34 protein-coding genes, 1 other RNA gene and 1 other annotated feature are annotated in these 25,679 nt (G+C 31.8%); of the genes, 29 read left to right on the top strand and 6 right to left on the bottom strand.

Annotated features, from left to right (window positions below; all coding sequences use genetic code 11):
• The first annotated feature begins 6 nt into the window (after positions 1-6).
• The 21 genes from AC4BB5_RS10715 to AC4BB5_RS10615 all read left to right on the top strand — a co-directional run bounded on the left by AC4BB5_RS10715 (position 7) and on the right by AC4BB5_RS10615 (position 12,187).
• Positions 7-741, top strand: coding sequence for an AraC family transcriptional regulator (locus AC4BB5_RS10715; RefSeq protein WP_490456142.1), 735 nt, complete (start codon positions 7-9; stop codon positions 739-741).
• Positions 742-862: 121 nt separating this feature from the next.
• Positions 863-1,342: a GAF domain-containing protein gene (locus AC4BB5_RS10710; RefSeq protein WP_490456141.1), complete on the top strand. Its 480-nt coding sequence runs from the start codon at positions 863-865 to the stop codon at positions 1,340-1,342.
• Positions 1,343-1,408: 66 nt separating this feature from the next.
• The gene (locus tag AC4BB5_RS10705; protein WP_490456140.1) at positions 1,409-1,840 is read left to right on the top strand and encodes a VOC family protein; all 432 of its coding nucleotides are present in this window, start codon (positions 1,409-1,411) and stop codon (positions 1,838-1,840) included.
• 175 nt (positions 1,841-2,015) lie between these two features.
• Complete coding sequence (locus tag AC4BB5_RS10700; protein ID WP_490459058.1) at positions 2,016-2,339, top strand: DMT family transporter; 324 nt, start codon at positions 2,016-2,018, stop codon at positions 2,337-2,339.
• Positions 2,340-2,476: 137 nt separating this feature from the next.
• Positions 2,477-2,844, top strand: a transfer-messenger RNA (tmRNA) gene (ssrA, locus tag AC4BB5_RS10695).
• A 345-nt stretch (positions 2,845-3,189) separates the two neighbouring features.
• Positions 3,190-3,429, top strand: a complete 240-nt coding sequence (locus AC4BB5_RS10690) for a hypothetical protein (RefSeq protein WP_490456139.1) — start codon at positions 3,190-3,192, stop codon at positions 3,427-3,429.
• Between the two features lie 81 nt (positions 3,430-3,510).
• On the top strand, positions 3,511-3,999 hold the full coding sequence (locus AC4BB5_RS10685) for a hypothetical protein (protein WP_490456138.1): 489 nt from the start codon (positions 3,511-3,513) through the stop codon (positions 3,997-3,999).
• A gap of 12 nt (positions 4,000-4,011) precedes the next feature.
• Entirely contained in the window at positions 4,012-4,281 is a 270-nt protein-coding gene (locus AC4BB5_RS10680) for a hypothetical protein (protein WP_490456137.1), read from the top strand.
• Positions 4,282-4,477: 196 nt separating this feature from the next.
• Complete coding sequence (locus tag AC4BB5_RS10675; protein WP_490456136.1) at positions 4,478-5,041, top strand: recombinase family protein; 564 nt, start codon at positions 4,478-4,480, stop codon at positions 5,039-5,041.
• 316 nt (positions 5,042-5,357) lie between these two features.
• On the top strand, positions 5,358-5,498 hold the full coding sequence (locus AC4BB5_RS10670; RefSeq protein ID WP_490456135.1) for a hypothetical protein: 141 nt from the start codon (positions 5,358-5,360) through the stop codon (positions 5,496-5,498).
• Positions 5,499-5,549: 51 nt separating this feature from the next.
• Positions 5,550-6,332, top strand: coding sequence for a DUF5677 domain-containing protein (locus AC4BB5_RS10665; protein ID WP_490456134.1), 783 nt, complete (start codon positions 5,550-5,552; stop codon positions 6,330-6,332).
• Between the two features lie 145 nt (positions 6,333-6,477).
• The gene (locus AC4BB5_RS10660) at positions 6,478-6,939 is read left to right on the top strand and encodes a hypothetical protein (protein WP_490456133.1); all 462 of its coding nucleotides are present in this window, start codon (positions 6,478-6,480) and stop codon (positions 6,937-6,939) included.
• The gene (locus AC4BB5_RS10655) at positions 6,940-7,653 is read left to right on the top strand and encodes a hypothetical protein (RefSeq protein WP_490456132.1); all 714 of its coding nucleotides are present in this window, start codon (positions 6,940-6,942) and stop codon (positions 7,651-7,653) included.
• A gap of 380 nt (positions 7,654-8,033) precedes the next feature.
• Positions 8,034-8,372, top strand: coding sequence for a hypothetical protein (locus AC4BB5_RS10650; protein ID WP_490456131.1), 339 nt, complete (start codon positions 8,034-8,036; stop codon positions 8,370-8,372).
• Between the two features lie 42 nt (positions 8,373-8,414).
• The gene (locus tag AC4BB5_RS10645; RefSeq protein ID WP_490456130.1) at positions 8,415-9,224 is read left to right on the top strand and encodes a DUF5677 domain-containing protein; all 810 of its coding nucleotides are present in this window, start codon (positions 8,415-8,417) and stop codon (positions 9,222-9,224) included.
• Between the two features lie 310 nt (positions 9,225-9,534).
• The gene (locus AC4BB5_RS10640; protein WP_490456129.1) at positions 9,535-9,702 is read left to right on the top strand and encodes a hypothetical protein; all 168 of its coding nucleotides are present in this window, start codon (positions 9,535-9,537) and stop codon (positions 9,700-9,702) included.
• A 47-nt stretch (positions 9,703-9,749) separates the two neighbouring features.
• A complete protein-coding gene (locus AC4BB5_RS10635; RefSeq protein ID WP_490456128.1) occupies positions 9,750-10,019 on the top strand; it encodes a hypothetical protein in 270 nt (89 codons plus the stop codon).
• An 84-nt stretch (positions 10,020-10,103) separates the two neighbouring features.
• Positions 10,104-10,523: a hypothetical protein gene (locus AC4BB5_RS10630; RefSeq protein WP_490456127.1), complete on the top strand. Its 420-nt coding sequence runs from the start codon at positions 10,104-10,106 to the stop codon at positions 10,521-10,523.
• 70 nt (positions 10,524-10,593) lie between these two features.
• Entirely contained in the window at positions 10,594-11,352 is a 759-nt protein-coding gene (locus tag AC4BB5_RS10625) for a hypothetical protein (protein WP_490456126.1), read from the top strand.
• Between the two features lie 38 nt (positions 11,353-11,390).
• Positions 11,391-11,921 (top strand): hypothetical protein, encoded by a 531-nt coding sequence (locus tag AC4BB5_RS10620; protein WP_490456125.1) that lies wholly within the window; start codon positions 11,391-11,393, stop codon positions 11,919-11,921.
• Positions 11,918-12,187, top strand: a complete 270-nt coding sequence (locus AC4BB5_RS10615) for a hypothetical protein (RefSeq protein WP_490456124.1) — start codon at positions 11,918-11,920, stop codon at positions 12,185-12,187. Before AC4BB5_RS10620 ends, AC4BB5_RS10615 begins: the two co-directional genes overlap by 4 nt.
• A gap of 199 nt (positions 12,188-12,386) precedes the next feature.
• On the opposite strand, the gene AC4BB5_RS10610 is transcribed toward AC4BB5_RS10615, so the two are convergent.
• On the bottom strand, positions 12,387-12,704 hold the full coding sequence (locus tag AC4BB5_RS10610; protein WP_490456123.1) for a hypothetical protein: 318 nt from the start codon (positions 12,702-12,704) through the stop codon (positions 12,387-12,389).
• A 158-nt stretch (positions 12,705-12,862) separates the two neighbouring features.
• Complete coding sequence (locus tag AC4BB5_RS10605) at positions 12,863-13,723, bottom strand: LysR family transcriptional regulator (RefSeq protein WP_490456122.1); 861 nt, start codon at positions 13,721-13,723, stop codon at positions 12,863-12,865.
• A 126-nt stretch (positions 13,724-13,849) separates the two neighbouring features.
• Between AC4BB5_RS10605 and AC4BB5_RS10600 the strand changes: the two genes are divergently transcribed.
• A complete protein-coding gene (locus tag AC4BB5_RS10600; protein WP_490456121.1) occupies positions 13,850-14,428 on the top strand; it encodes a DapH/DapD/GlmU-related protein in 579 nt (192 codons plus the stop codon).
• Between the two features lie 155 nt (positions 14,429-14,583).
• Here the strand turns inward: AC4BB5_RS10600 and AC4BB5_RS10595 are convergent, their stop codons facing one another.
• The 4 genes from AC4BB5_RS10595 to AC4BB5_RS10580 form a co-directional block, all read right to left on the bottom strand.
• Positions 14,584-15,402 carry a DUF4393 domain-containing protein gene (locus AC4BB5_RS10595; protein ID WP_490456120.1) on the bottom strand — a complete coding sequence of 273 codons (819 nt, stop codon included), beginning with the start codon at positions 15,400-15,402 and terminating at the stop codon, positions 14,584-14,586.
• A gap of 718 nt (positions 15,403-16,120) precedes the next feature.
• A complete protein-coding gene (locus AC4BB5_RS10590; protein WP_490456119.1) occupies positions 16,121-17,758 on the bottom strand; it encodes a hypothetical protein in 1,638 nt (545 codons plus the stop codon).
• A 378-nt stretch (positions 17,759-18,136) separates the two neighbouring features.
• A complete protein-coding gene (locus tag AC4BB5_RS10585; protein ID WP_490456118.1) occupies positions 18,137-19,051 on the bottom strand; it encodes a helix-turn-helix domain-containing protein in 915 nt (304 codons plus the stop codon).
• Between the two features lie 453 nt (positions 19,052-19,504).
• The gene (locus AC4BB5_RS10580; protein ID WP_490456117.1) at positions 19,505-19,831 is read right to left on the bottom strand and encodes a hypothetical protein; all 327 of its coding nucleotides are present in this window, start codon (positions 19,829-19,831) and stop codon (positions 19,505-19,507) included.
• Between the two features lie 178 nt (positions 19,832-20,009).
• Here AC4BB5_RS10580 and AC4BB5_RS10575 point away from each other — a divergent pair, with 178 nt between their 5' ends.
• From AC4BB5_RS10575 to AC4BB5_RS10545, 7 genes are all read left to right on the top strand, one after another.
• Positions 20,010-20,327 (top strand): hypothetical protein, encoded by a 318-nt coding sequence (locus AC4BB5_RS10575; protein WP_490456116.1) that lies wholly within the window; start codon positions 20,010-20,012, stop codon positions 20,325-20,327.
• 228 nt (positions 20,328-20,555) lie between these two features.
• Positions 20,556-20,603, top strand: a sequence feature (sodium ion sensor (DUF1646 type); this cis-regulatory element may regulate processes involved in with the transportation of sodium ions).
• A gap of 166 nt (positions 20,604-20,769) precedes the next feature.
• Positions 20,770-21,096 (top strand): hypothetical protein, encoded by a 327-nt coding sequence (locus AC4BB5_RS10570; RefSeq protein WP_490456115.1) that lies wholly within the window; start codon positions 20,770-20,772, stop codon positions 21,094-21,096.
• Positions 21,083-23,086: a V-type ATP synthase subunit I gene (locus tag AC4BB5_RS10565; protein ID WP_490456114.1), complete on the top strand. Its 2,004-nt coding sequence runs from the start codon at positions 21,083-21,085 to the stop codon at positions 23,084-23,086. The genes AC4BB5_RS10570 and AC4BB5_RS10565 overlap by 14 nt, the downstream gene beginning before the upstream one ends.
• Before the next feature lie 15 nt (positions 23,087-23,101).
• Complete coding sequence (locus AC4BB5_RS10560) at positions 23,102-23,575, top strand: V-type ATP synthase subunit K (protein ID WP_010760283.1); 474 nt, start codon at positions 23,102-23,104, stop codon at positions 23,573-23,575.
• A gap of 13 nt (positions 23,576-23,588) precedes the next feature.
• Complete coding sequence (locus AC4BB5_RS10555; RefSeq protein ID WP_490456113.1) at positions 23,589-24,170, top strand: hypothetical protein; 582 nt, start codon at positions 23,589-23,591, stop codon at positions 24,168-24,170.
• A 37-nt stretch (positions 24,171-24,207) separates the two neighbouring features.
• Entirely contained in the window at positions 24,208-25,209 is a 1,002-nt protein-coding gene (locus AC4BB5_RS10550) for a V-type ATPase subunit (RefSeq protein ID WP_490456112.1), read from the top strand.
• Positions 25,199-25,510 (top strand): V-type ATP synthase subunit F, encoded by a 312-nt coding sequence (locus tag AC4BB5_RS10545; protein WP_490456111.1) that lies wholly within the window; start codon positions 25,199-25,201, stop codon positions 25,508-25,510. The genes AC4BB5_RS10550 and AC4BB5_RS10545 overlap by 11 nt, the downstream gene beginning before the upstream one ends.
• Positions 25,511-25,679: the final 169 nt, after the last annotated feature.

Raw genomic sequence — 25,679 nt, 5'->3', positions numbered from 1 at the left:
AAGTACATGAAAAATATAATGATTGTTGAAGAGGATGAATTAGAACGTCAATTTATAAAAGATATTATCAAAGAAAATTATCAAAGAGAAAATTTAAATGTGGTTGAGGTTCAAAACGGAATAGAGGCATTAAAAAAGGCTAGGGTATTTCAGCCTGAGTTAGTTGTAATGGATATAGAAGTTGCGGGTGTGAATGGGTTAGAATTACAAAAAGAAATGCTACAAATCAAGCCAACAATTTATACGATTTGGACATCGATTTATTCTAATTTTGAATTATTAAGCCAAGGATTGTCTTATAATATTTGTGGTTATCTATTAAAACCTTATTCAAAAAATCAAATGATGCAGTATTTAGATAAGTTTATGACTCGTAAAAAAAAATACACTCTCTCAGATCAATACAATAAACAATTTAGCGAAGGAATCAATAAAGCAATCCAATATATCAAGAAAAACTTCAATCAGAAGATAACGATTGACGATATTGCCAACCATGTTTATTTAAATCCGCAATATTTTGGACGTTTATTTCGCAAGGAATTGGGCATTAGTGTAAATGATTATATCAATATTTTGAAAATAGAAGAATCGTGCCGTCTTTTACATGAAACAGACTTACCATTATATCGAATTGCAACAGAAGTTGGTTTTGCTGATTCTTCCTATTTTACCAGAGTATTTACGAAGTATTTGCAAATGACACCACATGAATACCGTAAACAAGAAGTTGGTAAGTAAATCTATAGTGAGTGGGGGAAACGAATTAGTCTTCTCAATTTGCTACGACTAATCTATGATATAATAAGAAAAAAATACAACTATTTCTTATTTTAGTCTTAGAGAAGAGAGTGAATGTACAATGTGGAAATCACCAGAAGAAAAATCAGCTGCGTACAAATTATTGGTACAGCAACAAGCGGCTATTATTGAAATCGAACATGATAAAATCGCCAATCTTGCCAATTCATCTGCACTATTAGCAAATGCATTACCTAATACCGTTTTTGCCGGTTATTACTTATTTGACGGAGAAGAGCTAGTCTTAGGTCCTTTTCAAGGGAAAGTTTCTTGTACTCGAATTAGAATGGGAAAAGGGGTTTGCGGTGAATCGGCTGAAACGCGTAAGACCTTGATTGTCGATGATGTGAAAAATCATCAAAATTATATTTCTTGTGATTCTGCTGCGCGCTCAGAAATTGTCGTGCCAATGGTCAAGGATGGAAAATTGGTTGGTGTTTTAGATTTAGATAGTTCAGTAACATATGGATATGATAAAACGGATCAAGAGTACTTGGAACAATTTATAATGGTACTTTTACAAGGGACAGATTTTTATTGAAATATGAGCTTCCTTTTCGCTTAATTTATTTTTGCATGAGATAATTAGTAAAAATAGATTGAAAGGATGACGATCATGTTAGAAGTGTACTTGAATTTTAAGAATGAAGCAGCGGATGCAATTGCTTTTTATGAAACTGTATTTGATGTTAAAAGTGAAGGGGTCATGACCTTTGCAGAGGCACCTCAAGATCCTGAACATCCGACACCAGAAGCATGGAAAAATTTGATTATCAATGCTTCAATGACGATCGAAGGTGTACCAGTCATGTTTTCTGATGTGCCAGATGGTATGGGGTTGACATTTATTGAAGGGAATAATGTTTCTTTAGTAATCAGCACAGAAGATGAAGCAAAAATCGACCGGATTTTTAATCGTTTGGCCGAAGGCGGTAAAGTAACAATGCCACTAGGAGAAACATTCTGGTCTAAAAAATATGGCATGGTTGTTGATAAGTTTGGCATCAATTGGATGCTTAATTGCTTCGTTGAACCTTGATTTTAAACAGAATCAACTGAAAAAACTGAATTGAAGATCATCAATGGATTCGTTAAATCCGTTGGTGATTTTTTATATAAAAAAATCTGTGAGGCGGTTAAGAAAAATCTACGTTTAATTTTGTTGGAATTTTGATATAATGGCTTAGGAATGACATGAGGAGGGGAAGTTTTTGATAGGATATGTCTATCTTTTTATAGCTATAATAAGTGAGGTCATTGCTACAAATTTATTAAAAGCCACAGATGGATTTAGCAAATTGGTACCATCAATCGAATGTTTAGCTGCTTATATTGTTTGTTTTTATAGCTTATCTAAAGCAATCAAATTTATGCCGTTAAATGTCGCATACGCACTTTGGGGAGCAATTGGAATTATCTTGATTACTATTTTTTCAGTGGTTTATTGGAAGGAACAAGTAAACACCCCGACAATGATTGGTATTGGTTTTATTGTGATTGGTACGGTTTTAGTTAATACTTTCGGAACAGGACATTGATTATTTAATCTGTGAACCAGTTTAGTGAGTGTTATCCAGTTGTAATAGAAAGGCGAACAATCAACACCTAAACCTTTAAAAATCAAGAATAATATGTTATACTAACTAAAGCGTATATTATGCTATTTAATCTTAACGGGGACGTTACGGATTCGACAGGCATAGTTGAGCTTGAATTGCGTTTCGTAGGTTACGTCTACGTAAAAACGTTACAGTTAAATATAACTGCTAAAAACGAAAACAATACTTTCGCTCTAGCTGCGTAAAAACAGCGGGTGAAGATCCTCCCGGCATCGCCCATGTGCTCGGGTAAGGGTCTCAAATTAAGTGGGATACGCTAAATTTTTCCGTCTGTAAAATTTAGAAGAGATCATCAGACTAGCGAGAGTTTGGGCCTGTTATGCGGCATGAACTTCAGCGAAGCCTTAAAATAGTATGACTATGAGCGTAGAAGTTTAAGTGACAATGTGTTTGGACGCGGGTTCGACTCCCGCCGTCTCCATTGTGAGACAATAAAAGGCGTTACAGATGTTGAAATAACAACGTTTGTAATGCCTTTTTGTTTTTCTGATGTAGAGATTGATGTAGGTTCAGTTTAGTTACTCATATAATTAGCAAAACGTGTTGCAGTTTCATCTTTCTTTTGTTGAGAAACATGAGCATATATATTCATGGTAGAGCCTACTATACAGCAAGAAATTCTATTTATTTTGGTTAAAATTGAGTTAAAGAAGAGTGCAGATAATTGCACTCTTTTTTTGTTGAAATACAGATACGAAATAAGCACATTGAGTCAGATTCTCTTAAATAAGGGATTCCCAAAAACAGTGGTTTTTGGCATAGGTGAAAAATGAAAGAGAAAGATCTATATGAACCAGTGAAAGAATGGTTGCTAAATGAAGTAGGCTGTGAAAATGTGTACTCTGAAATTTCAGATGCTAATGTTCTCGGAATTTCAGGAAGCGCTAATATAATTGTAGAACTAAAAACTAGATTTTCCTTTAAGTTGTTAGAGCAGGCAGAGGAACGCTTGCAGTACGAACAGTACGTCTATATATCAAGTAAATTATTTTATTACCGAACGCTATAAAAGGTAAAACGAACTAAAAACGTTTACAAAGTGACGTGAACATATTATGATTATATTACTAAAAGTAACGGAGGTTAAATTATGAAAAAATCGCTATTATTAATTTGTGCTTGTTTAAGTATTTTTTTTGTCATAGAAAAACTAAATTTAAGTGATAAATATGTTCAAGCTGAAAATGGTTCAATTTCAACCACGAGTTATTCAGAAATACATGTTCCTAAAATTGAAAATGATAAACAAGATATAAAATCACATACAGTTTCATTAAATAATATGAGTACTGAAGAACTATATGCCAGATTTGGCTATTTGACTGATGATCAAATAGACAATTATTCTCCTGATCTTGATGATACCGATAAGGTTGTTGCTCCTAGTGGAGGTGGAATTATAGGAAGTATTAGTGGGAAAGGAAATGCTACGTTAGAGAAAATCTCTAATGATGGATTAGAATATAAAGTAGCTGAGATTAATCCTGATACAGATCCCAATGCAATAACTTATAGAGAGCTAAAAGATTTTTTGAAAAAAAATCAAGAAGAGTTGTATAAAATCTATCAGAATGAATAGTAGGAGGAATTTATGAAGAAACTGTGTTTTTTGTTATTGTCAATTTTAATAATGGGTGTTGGAGGTATGAGTGAAGTTAGTGCAGCAGAGTACAAACCAGTTAAACAAACCCGTGCTGAGATAAATATACCCGAAAATGACGAAGAAATCATTGAACAACTATTTTCAGATCTTGAAGACACAGATAATGTTGTTATTTTACCAGATGGAGGAATTATTCATGGTGAAGTAGAATTGGTTTCTTTTTCTGAAAGGGAAAAAAGTAATATTTCAATTGAGTAGATTTTTTAGCATGGGATCCACAACAACATTATATTTGATAAAACTTTAATGAGTAAGGTATTTTTACTCATTTTCTTTTTAGATTAGCTATCAAAACTCAAAAGTATTGATAGTGCTTGTGTGGTGTAATAAAATAAGGCTTGTAAGACTGTCATATCTTACTATCATAAATAAGGTGAGAAATGGGGCAAAAATTGTGATTTTTGGCTATACAAGAGTGAGTACCTGGGGACAAGATTTAGAATCTCAAATTGTCGCTTTAAAAAAAGCCGGTTGCGAAAAAATCTACACTGAAAAATTCACAGGAACAAAAATCGATCGAAAAGAATTTCAAACGCTGCTTAAAGAATTATCTGAAGGTGACACGTTAGTCGTCACAAAATTAGATCGTTTCGCTCGATCAACGGTTCAAGGACTAGAGACTGTTCAAAATCTTTTCAAAAGAGGAATCAAAGTTCATATTTTAAATATGGGTATAATCGAGAACACACCAACTGGAAGATTGACATTTACAATTTTTTCGGCATTTGCAGAATTTGAACGTGATATAATTGTAGAACGTACACAAGAAGGTAAAGCGATTGCTAGATTAAATCCTGATTTTCGAGAAGGACGGCCAAAAAAATTCAGCAAGGATCAATTGGATCTAGCAATGGAAGTGCTGAAGAAAGATACCACGAAAAATGTCTCACGTAAAACTGGAATAAGTGAAGCGTCTCTTTACAGAGAAAAAAGACGAAGAAAGTACCAAAACTTATAACTAAATCTATATTCGGTAAAACTACGTTAATGGTAGAGAGATTCTAAGCTCATTTCAACTTTTAAACTGAGGGATTATCTTGAACAAGTAATCTAGTGATTACCTAAAACGACGTTTTAGGTAAAATAAAAAAGCTATCCCAAAACTAGGACAACTTCCAGTAATACCAGTATTTCATATTCATTGAATCATTAATTATGCAAATTATCGAAAACTCTCGTTTTAGGTAGAACAAAGAGCTACCTTGATTTTAATATTAAATGACTGTTGCAGTAATGTCAATTTAAAAAAGCATCAGAAAGGAAGTTGAGTATTAATGGAAGTAAATTTAAATGAACTAGGTCTGATTTTGCATGGCTTGTACATGTCAGATTATTTTAAATCGGAGGATATAGAAGAAGCGATTGAACAAATGATTGAAGATGTTGATACAACAGTATCTATCAAAAAGGATTAATAGTTATATATATTAAATCTAAAAGTTATAGCAAGGAGGAATAAAACTATAATGGAGAGAATATTCCCTAGCTACAAAGAAGTTTTTGAAGAAACAAAAAGGCGTTTAGTAGGATTAAAAAAATTGGGAGAAAAAAAGACCGGACAGTTAGAAGATGAGGATAGTTTTCTATTTCTATTGATAGGAAATATAAATTTAAGGCTAAATACCATTTTTTATTTATTAGAAAATGGTATTACAGATGGCGTATTACCGTTGCAACGAACAGTATTTGAATTACAAGTAGCTTTCAAAGTATATTCAAGTTCCAATCAGAAAGAAAAGTTTCTCAAAGCGTATTTTACCAAAAAAGGTTTTGAGAGTTCAATAAAATGGGACAGAGTATTGAACGGTGATGGTTCAAATTTATTTAGTGATGAAGAACGAGAAGTGATAAAAGAGTTTAAAAAAGACTATGAAGAATCTATTAGGGAGCAAACAAAAAAATCGCCTTTTAAAGTTTGGTACGAAATAGCAAGTGATCAGTCATTGAAAGAGATCAGCGATGAATTTTACACAGGAATAGAATACTTTGCTAACTATGATGAATTATCAAATTGGGTACACCCACAACGATTAGAAGAAAATCTTACGCCTGATAATTTTAGGCAGCAACTACGAGCAGAATACTATGAACTTCTAATTGGTTCGTTAATGTGGGATGTGAAGAATTTAGTTGATGATATTGCTTATATAGCGAAGAAATTCAAAGTGTTAAAAAGCCCACGTCTTGTTAAGTATGGTAATAATGTAGAAAAATTTTCTCAAAAGTTACAAGAGTTAAGTACAAACTAATATTGATTGATTGCCAAAAAGGATGACTGTGGGTAATCATTTCATGTAAGCAAATGAAACAACCAGATTTTATTAGAATATTTGGAGTGACTGTTTCCTATTACTTATTAATGGGTATGTCAACTAATAGAGGGAGAATCAGTATATGGAACAAAGTAACCAGGACTTTTTGAGTACTTGGCAAAAAAAATGGGCATTTTTCTTTGCCTTATTCTTCTCCATTATTGGGGCTATGTATCTTAGTTCAAATTTTTTACAAGCAAAAATGAAAGGAACGTGGGTAATTAGTGATAGTTCAATTGACTATGGGTTTGAATCAATTCCTAAAGAGGTCATCATAGAGCCTAATCAAATAAAAATGGATGGAAATAGAACTATTCATATTAGTTACGGATCTAAGTCGAACAGGTCATCCATTGCTCGAAAAAATTTTGATAAAGGTGACATAATTTATTCATTTTACGATAAACAAGATACGCTAAATAGCTATATGCTTATATACAATCGAAAATCTCCTGATGAATTGGTACTTATGATAAAAAAATCAGATGATGTTGATGGTGAAGAGATAAATTTATTTACGTTGGATAGAAAGGAAGCAGACTAAGTGGAGGGACAACAGTTAAAGTTACGCTATAGAAAGAGACCTTTTGTGACATTGTTAATGTTTTTAACGGTGGTACTTTTTTTCTTTGCATTATTTATACTTGATTTTGATAGAAATAAGGGAATGTATATGATATTTATTTTATCAATCAGTTTTCTGTTGTTTGGTCTTTTGTCCCAACTCGTCCTATGGAGAAAAGAGTATCATTTTTTGGTTGATAAAAAAGAGAGAAAACTATTTATTGATAATGGATTAAGGAAAAATAAAGAGGTTGATTTAGATGATATTTTAGGAATCGCCTATGATTCTGTTACTGTAAAATCAACTACTACATATACGCTACAATTAAAAGTGAAGCCTAATGTATGGGGAACTTATTACAAAAAAAAACCATCAAATATTACACAAGTTGAAAAAGATTATATATATATGTTTATCTCTGTTGGGATAGTCAATCAAAACGATGCAGATGTACAGCAATTAATAACATATCTAAGTGGGTGTGGATTAAAATTAACAGAATTTCAGAAAACAATTCTTGGAAAAACAAGCGGTATTATGAAAAAACACAGTATTGATACTACATCAAAGGAATATAAGAAATTAGTTTATAAACAAGTATTAAGTTATTTTTTTAAATGGTTATTTGTATTGTTTTTTATCTTTTATTTTTTGTTACAATTATTAGGAAGATTCAATGGAATCTATTGGTAAAGTATGGTGTTGGAAGTAAAAACTTCTTTAGTTTAACTTGACAAATAATTTTTTTTTTAAAACTATAGGTAGGAGAATAGCATGGAAAAAGAGACAAAAGACTATAAAAATGAAAGTATTGGATACTACAGCGCATGGCTCAAGTGATGACCTACATGGTAGAAAGCAAAAATGATTCTATCGATGACTTTATTGTAGAGTTTGAGTTTAAAGAAAAAGATTTTAAGAAATACTTAGATAGTGAGGACTACTCGTCCATTACGAATAACACGGAATACATACAGTTTTCATGTTAGCAACTTCAATTTTTGAGGTTCCAAAACCTGTAAACTATTTAAAAGAAATATTTATCAAAAACGATAATTGAAGGAGGCTGTGCAATGTTATTCTTATTAATGCCTGTTTTTGTGTTTTTAGAAATAGGAGTAATTCACTATATTTTGTATCATTTAATCAATAAGATAAAGTGGAAATTAACGTTTGAACTTCATTTATATATGACAGGATTGATAGCTGGAGTGATTAGTTATGTAGTGGATTGGCATGTGATTTATTCTTTTTTATTTGCTCGACAAGAAGAGGGATTTATGATTGGATTTGGCTTGTTTTTATATATGTCTTGGGTAATAGTACCAATATGTTATTGGATTGTTTTGAGTATTTTTTATGTGATCAAAAAAAAGTCCAAAATTAAATTGATGGGAAAAAATTATCAATGATCGCCAAAAAGGATAAATAACTGAAGGAGGAAGTCATTGCTTATGTTAGTAAAGTTTCCTAGCTATACAAAAATATTTGAAGAAACAAATAGACGTCTGAAAACCCTGGAAAAGTTAGGTACAAAAAAAACAGGTGAGTTAGAAGATACCGATAAGTTCCTATTTTTAATTGTTGGCAATATAAATTTACGCTTGAATACTATCTTTTTTCTTTTAGAGAATAATATTATAGACGGGGTACTTCCATTACAGCGAACTGTCTTTGAATTGCAGATTGCCTTTAAAGTGTATTCGGAATCTGATGAAAAGGAGAGATTCCTTATGTCTTACTTTAATAAAAAAGGATTTGAAAATAGTGTAAAGTGGGAAAGAGTTTCAAATAGTAACAATGCAGACTTATTTACTGATAAAGATAGAGAAATATTAAGTGATTTAAAAAAAGAATACAAATTATCTATTAAAGAAAGCTTTGCCAAATCACCATTTAAAATTTGGTATGAATTGGCGAGTGATAAATCATTAAAAGAGCTAAGCGATGAGTATTACACAGGAACAGAGTATTTTGCAAACTATGATGAATTATCTAATTGGGTACACCCTCAAAGATTAGAAGAAAATATAAACGTTACAGGTTTTACACAGAACCTACCTCCCCATTACTATGATCTTCTAATAAGTTCACTCATGTGGGCAATTGATAATTTTACTAATGATATTGTTTTTATTGTAAAAAGTTACAATATATCAGAAAGTCCACGAATATTTAAGTATGGAGAGAATATTAACATGTTTTTGAAGGAATTAAAGAACTTACAAATAGATGTTACCAAAAAGGATAGGAAAGAAGGGTGAGCAATGGAGCTAAACTTATTTGTAATGAAAATTGGGGTGTATAGTAAAGCCTATGAGCTTGAGTGCGAGACAATGCAGTCGTATATCTCAACGTGTCTTTGTCCAAGATGTGGTAAAAGTTATTTGCCAGGTGATGTAGCATTGGCTGCAAGATCTAATCTAAGCGCTATAGATTTAGATATACATATTTGTAACGAGTGTGCGTTGTCAGACAAAAAAGTACAAGTTTAAATGATTTTAATTCTTGGGCAATTGCAGATTCGCAATTTGATAAATAGGATTTTCAAAAAGGATCAGAAAGGATAATTGAATGAAAGTATTAAGTAAGGTTGTACCGTGGATAGTAGTATTTGCATTGATTTTTGTATTTATTAAACTGTTATCTGTTAGTTGGTTCTATTATGTTGTGTATGCCCTGTTAGGAACCTTTTCAGTGGGTGTAACAACATTAGCACTGTTGGCAAAAAGAAAAAAGTGATTCCTAAAAAGGATGAATACTATTATTAATCAGATTGGAGATAAAAAATGAGAGGTCCATTAACTTTATCGTTAATCCCAATTTTTTGGAATCTATTTGTTTGGATGTATACATTTTCAACGTTTAATCCAAATTATAAGACAAAATTTAGTTTGAGAAAATTAGCCATTATAAATTTATGTGCAGGTGGACTAAGTGGAATAGTTGCTGGATTACAAATGCATATCAAGTCCAAAAAATTATGGGTATGTTTTATAAGTGGTTCTATATTAGACATTATTATGATTTACTCCATTTTTATTTTAATAGCTAAATAAGTTACTATTTATAAGGTACAAAATTGTAGCAAAAAGGATAAGTTTATTGATAAGCTAAATAATTAATAGAAATGAGGTGTCGTCGTGGAAAAACTAAATTTTAATGAAATGTCACCTACCTTTAGAGAACATAGAAATTTTCTGAAGCTTTCGTCAGTATTAGTTGATTATGGTTATATGTGTTCTTGGTTGCCAGTTGATGATCAAGGTGCAGATTTTATAGCAGTTCACTGTAAAACAAACCATGTTCTAAAAATTCAGTTAAAGGGAAGAATATCAGTGGAACGGAAATATTTTGGTAAAGACATTTATATGGCTTTCCCGAAAGATGATAACAAACCATTGGAAGATTGGATGATAGTGCCACATGATAAGCTTGTAGAATTATTTATTTCACCTGCCTCTTGGGATAAGAATCATGGTCGGAGTAATGGGAAAATCCCGTTAAAGATACTGAATGGTGTAAGACAGCTATCAATTATTGAGCCAGTTACATTAACTTGAATCAAATACTAATCAAAAGGATAGGCAGCTGCATGTATGAGATCCAAAAACAATAAGAAAGGAAGCTATAATGAGTGAAAATGAGAGACAGCAAAATGAAAAAGAAGAATTAGCGTTAGAAAAGGTAAAAAGTATAATTGACTATCATTTGGAAAATGATGCTAATGCAAGAAACTGTAAATTAGTAAATGAGATTAGGAAAATATTGGATCGTCTCAAACCTAATCCTCAATCAAATGATTTTCCTGATTTCGTTATGAGTAATGGATATTTAGAACATTTTGCAGTTACTTCGTCCAAAGAAAATAAAAAAGGTGCGGAGCATATTGCAAAGAAAAAGAAATTTGATGAAGCAAGCATGAAAATTCAAAGAGAGCTTAGTTCAGATCGTCCGTTTGTTAAACATTCTTTCCATTATCCGCAGCATTCTCATGAGTATCTGTTTTCTTCAATAAGAAAAAATGTAGGTAATCATTTAGATAGACTAGAGGCCTTTAATGGTAGAAAAGAGCTAGGAATATTTTTAATTGAGTATACAGAAGATCAAGCGTTATCAATGGGAGAATATATAACTAATGAGAATGATAAAAGATTTGGGAATCCGAATATTTTTTCCAGCTATATTTTAGGAAAGGACAAAAAAATTCTTGAATGGATATACCAATATAAAGGGAAACTAAAATTTCTAATTTTTTTAAAATCTAGTGGACTTGAAATAATTCCTATAGCAGAAATACCTAAAACATTAGATAAACTTCCTTATGATTATATAATTGCTCCAAATATTGGTTCAGTAGAGACAGAAATTTACAGTAACATACAATTTTAGGTTAGTTCCCAAAAAGGATAGAAAGGTAGATAGAAAGGGTGTACAAAAAAGCAAAAGTTTTAATGAAAGGAAAGTTTAACTATTCTAATTCAAAATTAAAAAAAACGTCAGTAAGAATTTTGTTAGTTCTTACAATTATCTTTGTATTTCTATTTGGAATAGAGATAATTAGTAACACTAGCGTTAATCTTGATGGTGAAGTGTTGCTAATTCTATTTGGAACAATCTATTTTGTAGGAGCAATATATTTGTCTGAGATAATTTATGAAAGGTTATTCTTGAAAGAAGTTGTAATAACTAAATGCACAAAGGGTGTAAGGATTTTGGTTGGTAGTGACGAAATTATAATTCAGATGAATAAAATACGTAGAGTTAAGGCAGAATTGAGTTATGGTGTAGGTTCAAGAGGAAGCTCAAAAGGAAGTTCACGATCAAGCGCTAAACTAGTAATTTACTTAAACGCTGAAGTATTTCATTTTACTACCTTGGGAATAAACGAAGGTGTTAAAAAAGTTGAGAGCTATATCAACAAAGGTATAGAGAAAAATAGCCAGAAGAGTTCTAAATGAACTGGATACGTTGTTTCAAAAAGGATGAAATGCCATATAGCATAATTTTAGATTTAGAGGAAAGACCGATAGAAAATTTTTTAAAAGAAAATAAAGAATTGCTAGATCAAACAAAAAATTATGCCTGGCCGATAATGTATGATTCAATACAAGAGCTGGAAGAAGAAGTAAGGAAAGAGCACATGACCTATCAAGTGTTATATTCTTCATATGGAATGAATGGATGGGTTTTAGCAGAACGAGTAGAAATTATCGATGGTAAGTAACTTTTAATAACGGTTCTGTCACTAAAACAAAACAGAATTTAAATAGCACAACCAGAATTCTTAATTTAACAAGATTTCTGGTTTTTTACATTTGCTATTATTAAACATTTACTAATTTCTACTGTCTATTTTTTTGCATTGAATGCTGGATGAAAGTAATCCCTACAACTTGTAGGAGTTAAAATAGTCCTACCAAGGTTTAAGTAAAGAAGTATTTGAATAAGTTTATAGCTGATACGAAAAATAAAATCAAAGCAAACAAAATAAAAATAAAAGTGCCTATTTTATTTTTATTTGTCAATGTTATCGAATCAGTTCTCAACCTACTAGAAAGCCCAATTATACTGATGATAGAACCAGCGAACAACATACCCACAGTATTTCCATACCCTTTATAGAGCCAGTTATCATTATAAAAAATTAATTCAATGCCTTTAATGTCTAAATAAAAATCGATAAAGATTCCAAGCAAAAATAATAGTGCTGCTTTGCCTGTTGAAATACCAAAAGTTTTCATTTAACACCTCAGTAATTAGTAATAAATAAATTATAGCACAAGAAATGAGTAGTGATGAAGAAGATACTTAGAGATTATGTTTTTTAGGTCTAGTTTTTTATCCAAAATTCAGTAGATGCTATCTGTTTGAAAATATAATAAATCGAGGGAGACAAGACTCATTTCAGTAGGCGCAAAAATTCTTTTGCAGCACTTGAAAGAATTTGATTTTTTTTCCAAACAATGCTGATATTTGCAATCAACGAGGGTGAAAAAGGGATAAACGTTAGATTTGTATTCGCTGTATTTACAATACCTTCAATACATAAAACACTCGCAATACCTTCTTTTGCTAAAATAGAAGCATTATAAAGTAGATTATACGTACCAATAACATTCAAATGTTCCATGTTTCCACCAAGCCATTCAGAGAGTTGATTATCAACTAATGATTGGCTTGAAATAAGGAGAGGAGTATGGTAAATGTCTTTTGGGGTGACTGTCTTTTTGTTGGCAAGAGGATGTGAGGTATTGACTAAAATTCCCCAATGATCAATTAAAGGCAGGCGAATATATTCGTATTTTTGTTTTTCTACAGGATCAATAACTAATCCAAAATCTAAAAGGCCTTTATCAATTTTTTCTAGTACATCATCCGCATTTCCACTATAAAGATGTATATCGATTTCTGGATAGTTGTCTCTTAGTTCATGCAAAATAGTTCCAAGAAACTCGAAGGCCTGTGTTTCACCTCCGCCAATCGATATTTGACCACTAATCACTTCATTTTTAATAAGATTTGTCGTTGTTGATTCAACTAAAGAAAGGATTTCTTTCCCTCTATTCATGAGATAGATACCATCATCTGTTAATGTGATGGATCGATTTCCCCTAATAAATAATGTAACACCAAGCTCATCTTCTAATTCTTTTAATTGTTTTGAAAGAGTTGGTTGAGATAGATGTAAGACTTCAGCAGCTTTACTAATTGTTTTTTCTCTTGCCACAGTTAAAAAGTAAGTTAATACACGAAGTTCCATGTTAGCATTCCTTCCTATAACTAAAAAGAATAGTTGTCTATGTTTTATTGGTATTAGTTAAGTATAAACGATTCAGGTATAATTTGGATAGTGAAAATTTAGTGAATAAATTAGGAGGGAAAGAAAATGTCAAACATAAGTTTACTGCAGAAAATTGTAAGAAAAGAGATTTTAAATGATTCATCTTTATTTAAAGAAATCCATTTGGTTAAACAAAATAATGAGCGATTGATGATGACGATGAACGCACAATATTATTCTAATGAAGAGGTCTTACAATATTTAGAGAAAATTACCGGTCAAAAAATTGATTTATCAGTAACGATTTCACAACCTTTCTATAGCGATTTTGGCCAGCACATCACATTCGGAAAAGATATTTTTATCAATCAGAATGTAACGTTTGTTGATTTGGGTGGAATTACGATTGAAGATCAAGTATTGATTGGCCCAGGATCTAGACTAATTACAGTGAATCATTTGATTTCTCCTAAAAAAAGACGTGGCATTAAAGTAGAGCCGATTTGTATTAAGAAGAATGCATGGCTAGGGGCAAATGTGACTGTTTTACCTGGTATTACAGTTGGAGAAAATTCGATTGTTGCTGCGGATTCAACAGTAACAAAGGATGTTCCTGATAATGTGGTCGTAGTAGGAAGTCCAGCCAAAGTGGTTCGAAAGATTGAAGAAGATGATAATGTATAAAAAATCTGTTTTTTATTTCAAAACGATCAACCCTTTTTATAAATGGGTATTTTTAACTGAATAGTGAAGTCGTTTTTGACTTCTTTGTTAACTGTATAGTCACTTTCTCTGCAACACAATTTCTTATTAACTTTGGTTGCAGAGAAAGAATTAAACTAATTGTTGATCTCGCTAGGAAAAATTAGTGAGCAAAAGTCTCTGCCACTTTGTGTCAATTTTACACTCCCTCTAGCGTATTGAATAGAAGATTCAGCGGGAGGATAAGCGTTTGATTTTTTTGTAATTTCAGCTGCTCTTTTTTTTAGATTTTTATAATAGTTAGAACTCTGAAAGGAAGAATAGACATCACGAAATGTTTTGCTAGAGGCAACCTCAGTTTCGTTGTAATTAATTAGACCAAATGAAACTAATGTCTCGAATGAAGTAGGTTGATAAGTAATTTTATTAGGTGTTAAAATTATCTTTCCTTCGATATCTCGCCATACCTTTGTTTTATTGTTGACGATTCTAACCCTCGCTAAAGCAGCTCTTCGGGCTGAGTTATTGTTATAAATTAATTTTAATAAATTTGCATCTGTAGTTGTAAGCTCAGATAAGATACTTGAAAAGCGAGGTGAGATTTTTGAATTTTTACGATTATCTATTGTTCCAGCAACTAATCTTGAAAAATAATCTCTCATATCATCTTCATCCAATTGATATCTAGCATCTTCCATTATTTTTAATGCAATACCAAGTTTCGAAGAATCTCTGTTATTTGCCGGAATTTTATCAGTTTCCTTATTAATTTTCTCAACAAAATCCTCATAATTTTTTTCTGTAATGACATTTAATTTTCTTAGTGGATTCATGATAAAATTTACAACGCCACCCAATCCTTGTCCGATTCCAACGGTGGCGGGCCCTAAAAGATTGGTAATCAACTCTTTTGGTATTGTTTCAATATTTATAATTGATTTTTTATCTTTAGTCATAATTACATCTCCTTTTGAACCTATTATAACAAATAAGGAATGATTTATCTATAAAACGTAGACTATATAAAAAAAAAAGTTTTAATATTTCACTTATAACGATTTTTAAAGCAATAGGCATTAATTATGGATAGGGAAAGTATTTCGATATTCAATAAATGCTATTTTTAATAGATATGCGAAAAATAATTGAAATAAAAAAACAGTTATAAACACATTCAAATAAGTGTTTATAACTGTTTTTTTTAAGTAAGTAGTACAAAATTTTTATGGTTTACTAGGTATTAATCTATTATGAGTGCTTTTAATTCAATCTATTAGTAACGATGTACACTTGAGTTCAATGAAATAGTATAGAAAATATCCAATAAAAATAAATTGTTAGAAGTACAGCACCAATGAAAAAACTTATAGCTATATATTTATAAAGTCGTTCTCCCTTTTTTTGTAAAAAAATAGAAAAAAGATGCCAATCAAAATAAAAATTAATGGATAAAGCATTAATTTCCCTCCTTTTTAAGGATTACACCAATAAGGTGAAATACTCATTTTTGAAAATGACTTTTGTTATGTATAAATTAATTATATCACAAATAAAGATGTGCGTCAGAGTGAATTTAAAAGGGGAGGAGGAGTTGATCTTAGTAAAACAATAGACAGTACCAACGAGTTGAAAATTGATACTGTCTATTATTTTAGAAAAGTGAATATAATTTGCTTATTGTCTTTTTTTTATCAAGTTATATACGATTAATAGTCCAACAACTAAAACTGAAAAAATAACCGAAAGTTTTTGAATAGCCGTTTTTTTATAAGAAACACGAATATTATGGGCACCTGATCTAAGTTTCACTGTAACTAAGCCATTTTTATTATAATTATGAATCACTTTTTTATCGACTTGAACTTCATACCCCTTGTAAAAAAACTTAGGAAACTGTACTTCTTGAGTCCCATTGATTTGTGCAGAATAATAATTAAAATTGTATTTTTTCATATATTGATGAGACGAATCAAGAGCGGGAATTCCATCAATGATCAAACCAGGAGACGCAAAATACTTTTTAAAATCGGTATTTTTTACTAAATATTCTTTACCATGTCCGATTTCTGATTCGTAAAAATCAGTAAAATTTTCATTAGTCACAGTGATGTTGTTTTGGATGTTGCTTTGTACGAGGTTGTTGATATTAAAACTGAGCGCTAAAAAGCTAGATAACGCAATCAACACATACACATTTTTTCTTGAAAGGAAAAGAAATTGTTCACTTAAACTAGTAGCAAGTAGGCTAGCAAAAAATGAAGCAAATAATAATAATCGCCAAGGAAATTGGATCGTCGCTAAAATGGATCCTTTAAAAAGTCCCCAAGGAAAAATATTTGTAGCTAGTAGAATAAAGAATAGTGTGATTAATGTAAGTTGTTTGTTGACAGGTGTTAGTTTTCGATAATTAAAAATAGCGATTAGAATAGCAACGAGAAGAAAAAGTCCTATATTAGGTTTTAATTCAGTGAAAGGCGCGCTCAAGTTAGCAAGACTATTTAGAATCAAATTCCCTAAACTAAAGTTTAAGCCATTAGCCCATAAAGTGGTATTATTAAAGTTAAATTTTACGGAATTGATCTGTTCAAGATAAGGAAATAAAAACCAAGCGGACAAACCAAGTGATAGCAAACCAGCTTGAATCAGACTTTTTAATTGGGCTTGTTTACATTTTTTCCAATGGATCAATATAAAAAGTAAAAGTAAGATAAATGAGTAAAAAGCTGTGATCAAGTGGCTAGCAATCAACAAACTCATACCTACTCCTAGCAGTTGCCAACGATGTTTCTCACTATAAAAAATCGAGTAAACACCAAGTATAAATAAAGGCAAAAAAGCAAAAGCTAATGTTTCACCAAAAGCTGCTCGAACTGATTGATCGATCAATCGATAGGTGGAAAGTGTATAAAAGCAAGAGAATAATAGAGCTTGCTTTTTCGAATGTTTAATAGAATATAGAAAATAATAAGAACTAGCAGCTGTAAATAAACTGACCGATAATTGATACAGATAGTAAGAGGGGACGAAATCAATCCCTACCAACCTGAAAACAGCAAACGGTAATAGTAGAATTGAGGGATAAAACAAGTCCGCTCCATAACCAAAATTTAACCCCATATTTGGAAAGACTCGTGGGAAAAAATCAAAATGTTTGACTGCCTGTGTATAACTTTCCAATCGTGTTCGATGAAAGAAGAGATCATCTTGGCTGAAAATATAGTGATTAAAAAAATAAGGGAAAATAGATAGAATGCTAATGCCTAGTAAAGCAAATATTATGATGATAGTTGTCTTATTATAGTTTATATTCAAGTGAATTCGCCTGCTTTATTGTTTTTTTCTATTTTAACAGAAAAGCAATAATTATATAAAATATTCGAAAGAAAAATAGTAGGGGAAATGAAGAGTTAAGGTGGGGAACGTTTGCTATTTGACATGTTTTAAAACATCTAAACAAACTCACTAGCCAATGAATAGTGAGTTTGTCTAGAAAAAAGTCGGAAAAATTTGAGTGATGATTTTTAAGAAATGACAAATAAAAAATATTTATTAACTAAAGGGTTGAAATTAATAACATGATGTAGTATTATAAATGTACCCTAACAGTATTTTCATTTTACTCAATCCGAGTAATACTCCTTATCCCACCTTGAAAAAGGTGGGATATTCTGGTTTTGAACTTTTTTAAAGCTACGATTCTTTTAGTAAGCCTACTACATAATTATTTAACATTTTCTCGCTGTCTCGTTCATGTGTTAGCATTTTTACTTCTTTTTTTACTTGTTCTGCTTGTAAGGTATCGCCGGTATTTTCTAATAAATGTATGAAGTCATAAACTCGTTCCATATATACAGGTTCTCCCTCAAGAATATAGTTTAATAGATTTGTTAAATACTGAAGATTTAATTTAAAACTGTAATTTTCATTTAGTTTATCTTGTTTCTTAGCAAGCTTTATATACTTTTCGGCGCTTTCGTAATCCTTCGCGTATAGACGCATAGAAATAAGGTTGATAAGAATATTATGAGCGAACTTTTTAGTAGTAAAATCACGTTGTTCTTCATATTTTATAGGAAACATTCTCGCAAGAAGTAAGTCAGCTTGTTTAGCTTTAAAAAAGCGAATTAAATTTGCGGTGATAATATAGTCATATTGAAGATAGAAAGACTTATTTAGTAAATCGTCAAAAATATTAGTTATCTCTTCTGAGGTCACAGGTTCGACTTCTTCCCAGTGAGCATTGAAAAAATTTTTAATAGCAATATAATTTGATAATTCTCTTAATGTCTTCTTTTTATTATTCTTTAATGAAAAATAATAGTTAAGAAGTTTTTGTTTAGTGCTCTTATTTTCTAAATGCGCACCACAATAATAAAAAGTTTCTCTAAAATCTTGTTGCCGCTTATCAAATGTTGTGAAACTAAAAAATTCGTCAACATTAATAGAGGTTTGATTTAGTATCTCTTCTAATTCAGTTACCTTTAGTAACCGTTTTCCACTTTCTATTTTTGAATAGGTGGAAGGGTCAGTATATTCAGACATCATTTCTCTTTGTGTTAACTTCAGTTTAAGTCTAAAAAAACGCAATGTTTCATTGATATTCAATAGTTTCTCTCCCTTCTTATGCGATTATAGCATAAAAAGAAAGGAGAATTCTTATTTTTAACAAAAAAGTAGATATTTTATTTGAATTTTATGCCAATTTCGCACTTTTTGATTTTCATGCTTTATTTTTTTTCACTTGTTTGTTATTCTTTACCTTAGGAGAATTATTTGTTTGCAAACGTTGATTTCTAAAAAAACGAGTGGAGGTGTGTTGATGATTTCATTAATTGCTGTTGTAGCAAGCGTAATTTCTGTATATGTAGTTACAGGCGGAGCCTAAGACGCATCTAGCTACCTCGTATTCAAGTTATCAAAAACCAATTTTGTAAACAAACAATTTAACTAAAATAACTAAAAATGTATAAGTAAAAAGTGCGTACCAAAAAAAGTGCGAATAATAGCTTCTGATTTACTTTTCCTGTTGAATGAAGTAAATCAGAGGCTGTTATTTTTTTATTCTTCGTTGTTATTGACGGGAAGTATATATTGTTCAATAGCATATTTAGTTGCTATTGATTTTGAAAACATTTTTTCTTGAACGGTCTCCATATATCGAAAAAAGTCAATTTCACTTTTAGTGGGCTGTTCTCTTGATAAAATTTCTTTATCATAGGTTAAAGCAATGGCTTTTGAAAAATAATAAGAGTCGTTTTTAGAAATAGAAAGACGGAGTGTATCCCCAAATAAAATCTTGTTTTCTTTAGAGAAAGAATCTTTTTTCAAATCAATCAGCCAAGTATTGTGAAAAGTTGTAGTTACTTTGATCAAATGTTGAGCCATTTGTTATCCTCCAATCAAATGTAATAATAGCTAGCTATGTCTATTATACCAAATAGTCTATCATTTGGGACATAAAGATTAGTCTTTCTTTTTTGTTATTTGATTGTATAGTACGGATTGTTTAGGGAATAATAGTTTGATATGATAAACTGAACTGAGCGATCAAAGGAGAAATAGAATGAAGAAAATCACACCCAAGATGTTTATCACATTACTAGAAAGTAAAGAAGAGCGATTTGCAGTTGTTATCAATCACTGGTTTTATTACATAGAAAAAGGACGAATCTATCGATTTCAACAACATAATAATACAAAAATGCTAGCTATGTTAGGTTCATTTTATGAAGAAGATATTAATAATGAAACACTGATTACAGAGTTGCAAAAAAGTATCATCAATCAAATTCAATATGATTGGTTTACTGATGTCTGGAAAGAGACGATTGTTGAAAGAATCAACCGATCCTCTTATGATTTAGAGGCATTCTTTTTTTAAAGAGTAAAAAGAAGAATAGTAGTGCATATCATTTGTAAAAGTAAAAATAGGGTAGTAATATAAATCTATCCTAACATTAAACTTTTTTTCATTTACTCTCATGAGTAAAACTCCTTTTCCCATCTTATGTAGAAGATGGGATTCTTTTTTTCGTCAGATAAAGTTTACTCGAAAATCAGTTGTAATTTTCATTTTTTTTTGCTAAGATTAGGGCATATGAATAAAAATGGTTGGGCGCAAGCTTCAAGGATCAGGTTCTTCAAGGGGTGAGAAGAATGGTTTTTTGAACTTACGCCCTTTTTTTATTTTCCGATTAAATAAGGGAATAAGCTGTGTTTTTAGTAAATAGAAGCACAAGTTATTCCCTTTTTGATTGTAATAAAAAAGGATACGTTCAATAATAAGGTTGAAGAATAAGTAATCGAATGATAGGGGTGAAAAAATGGTTTTAGAAGCGCTAGATAGAATTCGTGATGCAGAAGACAGAGTTGAAAAAATGAGACAAAATACTCAAGACGACATGGATCTTTATGAGCAAAAAAAAGCAGCGGATTTCAAGAAAAAACAAGAAGAAAGTCAAGAGAAAGTCAAGACGTTACTTTGTGAGTTAGAAACGCAAAAAAACAAACAACTTCAAAAAGAAAAAGATATTTTGCTAAGTGAAGCGAAAGTGCAAAATCAAAGCTTTAGAGAAAAGTATGAAAAAAACAAAGAATCAATCATTGATCACGTAATAGAAAGGGTGAAAAAAATCTATGGCAGTCAATAAAATGGAAAAAATGACGATTATAGCTGCAGCTGAAAAAGAAGAAGAAATTCTTCAAGCAATCCAAGGGATGCAGGCAATCGAAATCAAAGATTTTTTTCATTCAAATGTAGATAGCTCTTATGTAAAAAAGCATTTTGCAACAACACTGGTAGAAGAAGATGAAACTCAAAAGAAGCAGTTCCAGTCGATGTTGACTGAGATTCAAGATTCATTGACTTTTATTGAACGATTCTCTGAAAGCTCTTCTAAGAAGAAACCATTAAAAAGACAAGTTCGTACATTAAGTTCTTTGGAAAAAGACTTTGATGTGTTAAAAATCAACAGATATTTAAAGGAAATAGCATCACTGAAAAATAGATTGACAATAATTGAGACTACAAGAAAGGACTTATTGTCTAAAGAAAAATGGTTATCTCGCTGGCAGTATTTAGATATTGTTCCGAAAAACAATAATTTTGAAAGTACCAATATATTACTAGGGTCCATCAGTTCAGCAAGTCAGACGGATTTTTTGTCAGACTTAAAAACAATTTCATCAATTTATGTGGAAGAGATATACCATAGTCAAAATCATGTTTATTACAGTTTGGTTTATCTAAAGAGTCAATCATCCGATGTAGATGAAATCGCAACTAGATATAGTTTTACTCCTTTTGATTATCCATACGATATTTTACCTAAAGAGGCATATCAACAGAATAAAGGTGACCTGTTCGCACTCGTTGAGGAAGAGAAGCGATTAAAAAGTGAGTTATCTTCTTATCGAGAACATTTAGAAGAATTATATTTAGCAGAAGAAATGACGTATGCGTATATCCATCGTGAAGAGGCAAAAAAACATTTGCTGAATACGTCTTACTTTTTCATTATGCAAGGCTGGATTCCCGTTGATGAGAAACGAGAATTGACTGCAATTTTAGAGGCTGGATTACCTAAAGATGAAGTGTATATTACCTTTGATCAGCCATCAGTTGATGAGATTCAGGCTGATATTCCAGTGAAATTGAAGAACAATTCCCTAGTCGCACCTTTTGAGATGCTCACTGAAATGTATAGCTTGCCAAAGTATGATGAGATAGATCCTACACCGATCATGACACCGTTTTATATGGTATTTTTTGGTATGATGGTGGCAGATATTGGTTATGGCTTGTTAATGTTGATAGGCGCATTACTTGCGTTGAAGTTAATGGTTTTACCGCGAGGAATGAAACGATTTGCGGACTTCTTTCTAATATTATCATTTCCAACGATTATTTGGGGCTTTATTTATGGGTCATTTTTTGGCGCTGCATTACCCAAATTATTATTTGGTATCCAGTTGCCGTTTCCTATTTTATCAACAACTGAAGATGTAAATACAATTTTGATTTTATCTGTAATTTTTGGGTTTATTCAATTACTGACAGGTTTAATGGTGAATGGAATCGAATTGACAAAGCGAAAACGTTACTTGGATAGTATCGGTGAAAGTTTTGCTTGGCAGGGTTTACTGATTGGGATTTTGATTGTGGTCTTAGGTATGATGATATTCAGTAATGATGGTTTAATTACAGCAGGAGTCATTGTGGCTGTCATTTCCGCTTTATCAATCGTGATTGTGCCGGTCATCCAAACGAAATCAAAAGTCAAAGGATTAGCAAAGGGACTCTATGGGTTATATGGTTTAACTGGCTATATTGGGGATTTGGTCAGTTATACTCGATTGATGGCTTTGGGAATATCAGGCGGAAGTATTGCTGCGGCATTTAATATGTTAGTCGCATTCATGCCACCAGCTGCACGATTTACAGTTGGGATTTTATTGATCATCGCGTTACATGCGTTGAATCTTTTCTTAAGTTTATTAAGTGCATATGTTCATGGCGCTCGTTTGCAATACGTGGAGTTTTTTGGGAAATTTTATACAGGAGGCGGACGAGCGTTTAAGCCGCTGAAGACAGAAGAAAAGTATATGAACATCGAAAAAAAATCAAAAGTAAAAGAATAATGGAGGAATAATAACATGATAGATTACTTAATCAATAACAATGGTGGAATTCTTTTTGCAGTATTAGGAATGGCTATGGCAACAATTTTAGCAGGGATCGGTTCGGCTAAAGGTGTTGGTTTTACAGGGGAAGCGGCGGCAGCCTTAACAACTGAACAACCTGAAAAATTTGGACAAGCGTTGATTTTACAATTGCTGCCAGGTACGCAAGGGTTATATGGGTTCGTTATTGCCTTTTTGATCTTTATCAATTTAAACAATGATATGACGATGGTTCAAGGTTTAGATTATTTTGTGGCATCATTACCCATCGCATTTGCTGGTTTATTTTCTGGAATTGCACAAGGTAGGGTGGCTGCAGCGGGTATTCAAATTTTAGCGAAAAAGCCTGAACACGCAACAAAAGGGATCATTTACGCTGCCATGGTTGAAACGTATGCCATTCTTGGGTTTGTTATCTCATTCTTACTTGTCCTAAATGTGAAGTAACAGGAGGAAAAAAATGGAGGCAATCGAAAAAATCGTCGAACAAATTCTGGAAAAAGGTCAAATAGAAGTTTCGGAGCTGAAGAAAAGTGAAATAAGTCGGATCGACCAAGAGTATCAAGAACAGGAAGAAGCACTATTTTTACAAGAAAGTAAGCTGATCGAAAAAAATCAAGAACAAACAACTAAAGTTTATAAACAAAAAGAAAATCGTCAACAATTGGAAATCAAGCAAGCAACCTTGAATCAAAAACAGGAGTATCTAGAGCAGCTTTTTAAAGAATCTGTTGAACGGATGAATGACTGGACGGAAGAGGAATTTCAACTATTTGCAGAACAAATCATTGCCCAGTTACCAATAGAAGGCGAGGCTTTCTTAAAATTAGGTGCGTTTTCAAAAGGAAAACTGTCTGAGCAATGGGTATTCGAACATTCTAGTGATGTCTTAACGTTGATACTGGAAAAAGGGGAAGTTCCAAATGATGGGGGATTTATTGTTGCAAAAGAGGGTATCGAGTATAATTTCTTGTTTTCCAGCTTAATTCAAGAAATTAAAAAAATGGAAAGTTTTAAAATAGCAGAGATGCTGTTTCAATAAAACGATTTGCTCCACCTTATATGATGGGAGGATCATAATGAAAGAGACTGTATATAATCAAATCAATCCTTTGATTCGTCTTAAAGAAACTGAACTTCTAAGTAATAGTCAGTATGAACAATTATTAAATGCAAAAAGCACTGATGAACTAAAAGATATTTTAAAAAATACAGTTTACGGAACATATCTGACGGATGATTTTGCTGAGCGATTTGAATATGTTTATTCAGAGGAAAAAGGCAAACTATATGAATGGCTGTATGAAATGGCTCCAGAGCCGGAAGTGATTACAATTTATACTTCGAGGGCAACGTTTCACAATTTGAAAGTCTTGACAAAAGCGGAGCTGACAAATCAAGATTTGGATTATCTGTTTATTGATGATGGGCACTATTCGATAGAAACACTGAAAAGTGCGATCCGGACGCGTGTTTCAAATGAATTACCACAAGCCTTGATGAATGCCATACTTGAAGTGTTAGATTATTTTCAAGAATCTTCTACTCTGCAAGCAATCGATATCATTTATGATCGAAATTTTTTAACATTCCAACGACAATTAGCTGAAAAACTAGGTGATAAAGATATTGTGGCAGAAGTTACCGCATTTATTGATTTGACGAATATTTCTACAATGGCGAGAGGAATCATACAAGGACAGCATGAAAACTTTTTATCAACAGTCTTGTCTAGTTCAGGAAGTATTCCTAAAGCAACATTTATAGAGTATACGGAACAATCACTCGTTTCTTTTACTGATTTTATTCTAGGTACGACTTATGGTGACATATTAGCGCCAATCGTTTCTGCAGAAACGAAAAAACTAGACCTCGTTGCTTTTGAAAAAGTAAAAGATGACTATTTGACAAGTCTTTATGATAAAGCTAAAATCATGGCTTTTGGTCCATTGCCACTCCTCGCCTTTTTAAATGCTAAGGAAGTGGAGTGGAAGAATTTGCGTTTGATTTTAGTGAGCAAACGGAGTAACTTTCCTACAGAAGTCGTAAGAGAAAGGATGCGGATAACAGATGGCATATAATATAGGCGTAATCGGCGACAGAGATTCTGTTATGCCATTCAAAATTTTTGGCTTTGAGGTAATTTATGCCATTTCACCAAAGCAAGTGAGAGAGACGATTGAATCAATGGCGAAAAATAATTTCGGTGTTATTTTTATCACTGAAGATGCTTCTGAATTAGCAGTTGAAACAATCGAACGTTATAAAAGTGAGGTCACACCAGCAATTATTTTGATCCCTAGTCATAATGGAACAAAAGGCATTGGCTTGAAAGAAATTCAAGATAATGTGGAAAGAGCAGTTGGACAGAATATTTTGTAGGATGTTGGAATGTTTTTTCAGTGATGTGTGATTTAGCTTTACGTTTGATCTAGCTTTGCAAGTTAGGACTTCGGAAAAAAGATAAAATCTGATTGCGGCGAAAAGCCCGTCCTCAAATTTTCCTGTTTTTCAGTCAGTGCTAAACGAGCTTGCTTAGCTTTACGGAATA

The organism is Enterococcus sp. AMC1252 (assembly GCF_058216515.1).
Note: the sequence above shows the minus strand (reverse complement) of the source record. Positions and strands in the feature narration are given on the sequence as shown.

Bases quoted from the DNA above. Each gene is read 5' to 3' on its own strand.
- AC4BB5_RS10715 (WP_490456142.1), top strand. From the start codon at position 7: ATGAAAAATATAATGATTGTTGAAGAGGATGAATTAGAACGTCAATTT.
- AC4BB5_RS10710 (WP_490456141.1), top strand. From the start codon at position 863: ATGTGGAAATCACCAGAAGAAAAATCAGCTGCGTACAAATTATTGGTA.
- AC4BB5_RS10705 (WP_490456140.1), top strand. From the start codon at position 1,409: ATGACGATCATGTTAGAAGTGTACTTGAATTTTAAGAATGAAGCAGCG.
- AC4BB5_RS10690 (WP_490456139.1), top strand. From the start codon at position 3,190: ATGAAAGAGAAAGATCTATATGAACCAGTGAAAGAATGGTTGCTAAAT.
- AC4BB5_RS10685 (WP_490456138.1), top strand. From the start codon at position 3,511: ATGAAAAAATCGCTATTATTAATTTGTGCTTGTTTAAGTATTTTTTTT.
- AC4BB5_RS10680 (WP_490456137.1), top strand. From the start codon at position 4,012: ATGAAGAAACTGTGTTTTTTGTTATTGTCAATTTTAATAATGGGTGTT.
- AC4BB5_RS10670 (WP_490456135.1), top strand. From the start codon at position 5,358: ATGGAAGTAAATTTAAATGAACTAGGTCTGATTTTGCATGGCTTGTAC.
- AC4BB5_RS10665 (WP_490456134.1), top strand. From the start codon at position 5,550: ATGGAGAGAATATTCCCTAGCTACAAAGAAGTTTTTGAAGAAACAAAA.
- AC4BB5_RS10660 (WP_490456133.1), top strand. From the start codon at position 6,478: ATGGAACAAAGTAACCAGGACTTTTTGAGTACTTGGCAAAAAAAATGG.
- AC4BB5_RS10650 (WP_490456131.1), top strand. From the start codon at position 8,034: ATGTTATTCTTATTAATGCCTGTTTTTGTGTTTTTAGAAATAGGAGTA.
- AC4BB5_RS10645 (WP_490456130.1), top strand. From the start codon at position 8,415: ATGTTAGTAAAGTTTCCTAGCTATACAAAAATATTTGAAGAAACAAAT.
- AC4BB5_RS10640 (WP_490456129.1), top strand. From the start codon at position 9,535: ATGAAAGTATTAAGTAAGGTTGTACCGTGGATAGTAGTATTTGCATTG.
- AC4BB5_RS10635 (WP_490456128.1), top strand. From the start codon at position 9,750: ATGAGAGGTCCATTAACTTTATCGTTAATCCCAATTTTTTGGAATCTA.
- AC4BB5_RS10625 (WP_490456126.1), top strand. From the start codon at position 10,594: ATGAGTGAAAATGAGAGACAGCAAAATGAAAAAGAAGAATTAGCGTTA.
- AC4BB5_RS10615 (WP_490456124.1), top strand. From the start codon at position 11,918: ATGAACTGGATACGTTGTTTCAAAAAGGATGAAATGCCATATAGCATA.
- AC4BB5_RS10610 (WP_490456123.1), bottom strand. From the start codon at position 12,704: ATGAAAACTTTTGGTATTTCAACAGGCAAAGCAGCACTATTATTTTTG.
- AC4BB5_RS10605 (WP_490456122.1), bottom strand. From the start codon at position 13,723: ATGGAACTTCGTGTATTAACTTACTTTTTAACTGTGGCAAGAGAAAAA.
- AC4BB5_RS10600 (WP_490456121.1), top strand. From the start codon at position 13,850: ATGTCAAACATAAGTTTACTGCAGAAAATTGTAAGAAAAGAGATTTTA.
- AC4BB5_RS10595 (WP_490456120.1), bottom strand. From the start codon at position 15,402: ATGACTAAAGATAAAAAATCAATTATAAATATTGAAACAATACCAAAA.
- AC4BB5_RS10580 (WP_490456117.1), bottom strand. From the start codon at position 19,831: ATGGCTCAACATTTGATCAAAGTAACTACAACTTTTCACAATACTTGG.
- AC4BB5_RS10575 (WP_490456116.1), top strand. From the start codon at position 20,010: ATGAAGAAAATCACACCCAAGATGTTTATCACATTACTAGAAAGTAAA.
- AC4BB5_RS10570 (WP_490456115.1), top strand. From the start codon at position 20,770: ATGGTTTTAGAAGCGCTAGATAGAATTCGTGATGCAGAAGACAGAGTT.
- AC4BB5_RS10565 (WP_490456114.1), top strand. From the start codon at position 21,083: ATGGCAGTCAATAAAATGGAAAAAATGACGATTATAGCTGCAGCTGAA.
- AC4BB5_RS10560 (WP_010760283.1), top strand. From the start codon at position 23,102: ATGATAGATTACTTAATCAATAACAATGGTGGAATTCTTTTTGCAGTA.
- AC4BB5_RS10555 (WP_490456113.1), top strand. From the start codon at position 23,589: ATGGAGGCAATCGAAAAAATCGTCGAACAAATTCTGGAAAAAGGTCAA.
- AC4BB5_RS10550 (WP_490456112.1), top strand. From the start codon at position 24,208: ATGAAAGAGACTGTATATAATCAAATCAATCCTTTGATTCGTCTTAAA.
- AC4BB5_RS10545 (WP_490456111.1), top strand. From the start codon at position 25,199: ATGGCATATAATATAGGCGTAATCGGCGACAGAGATTCTGTTATGCCA.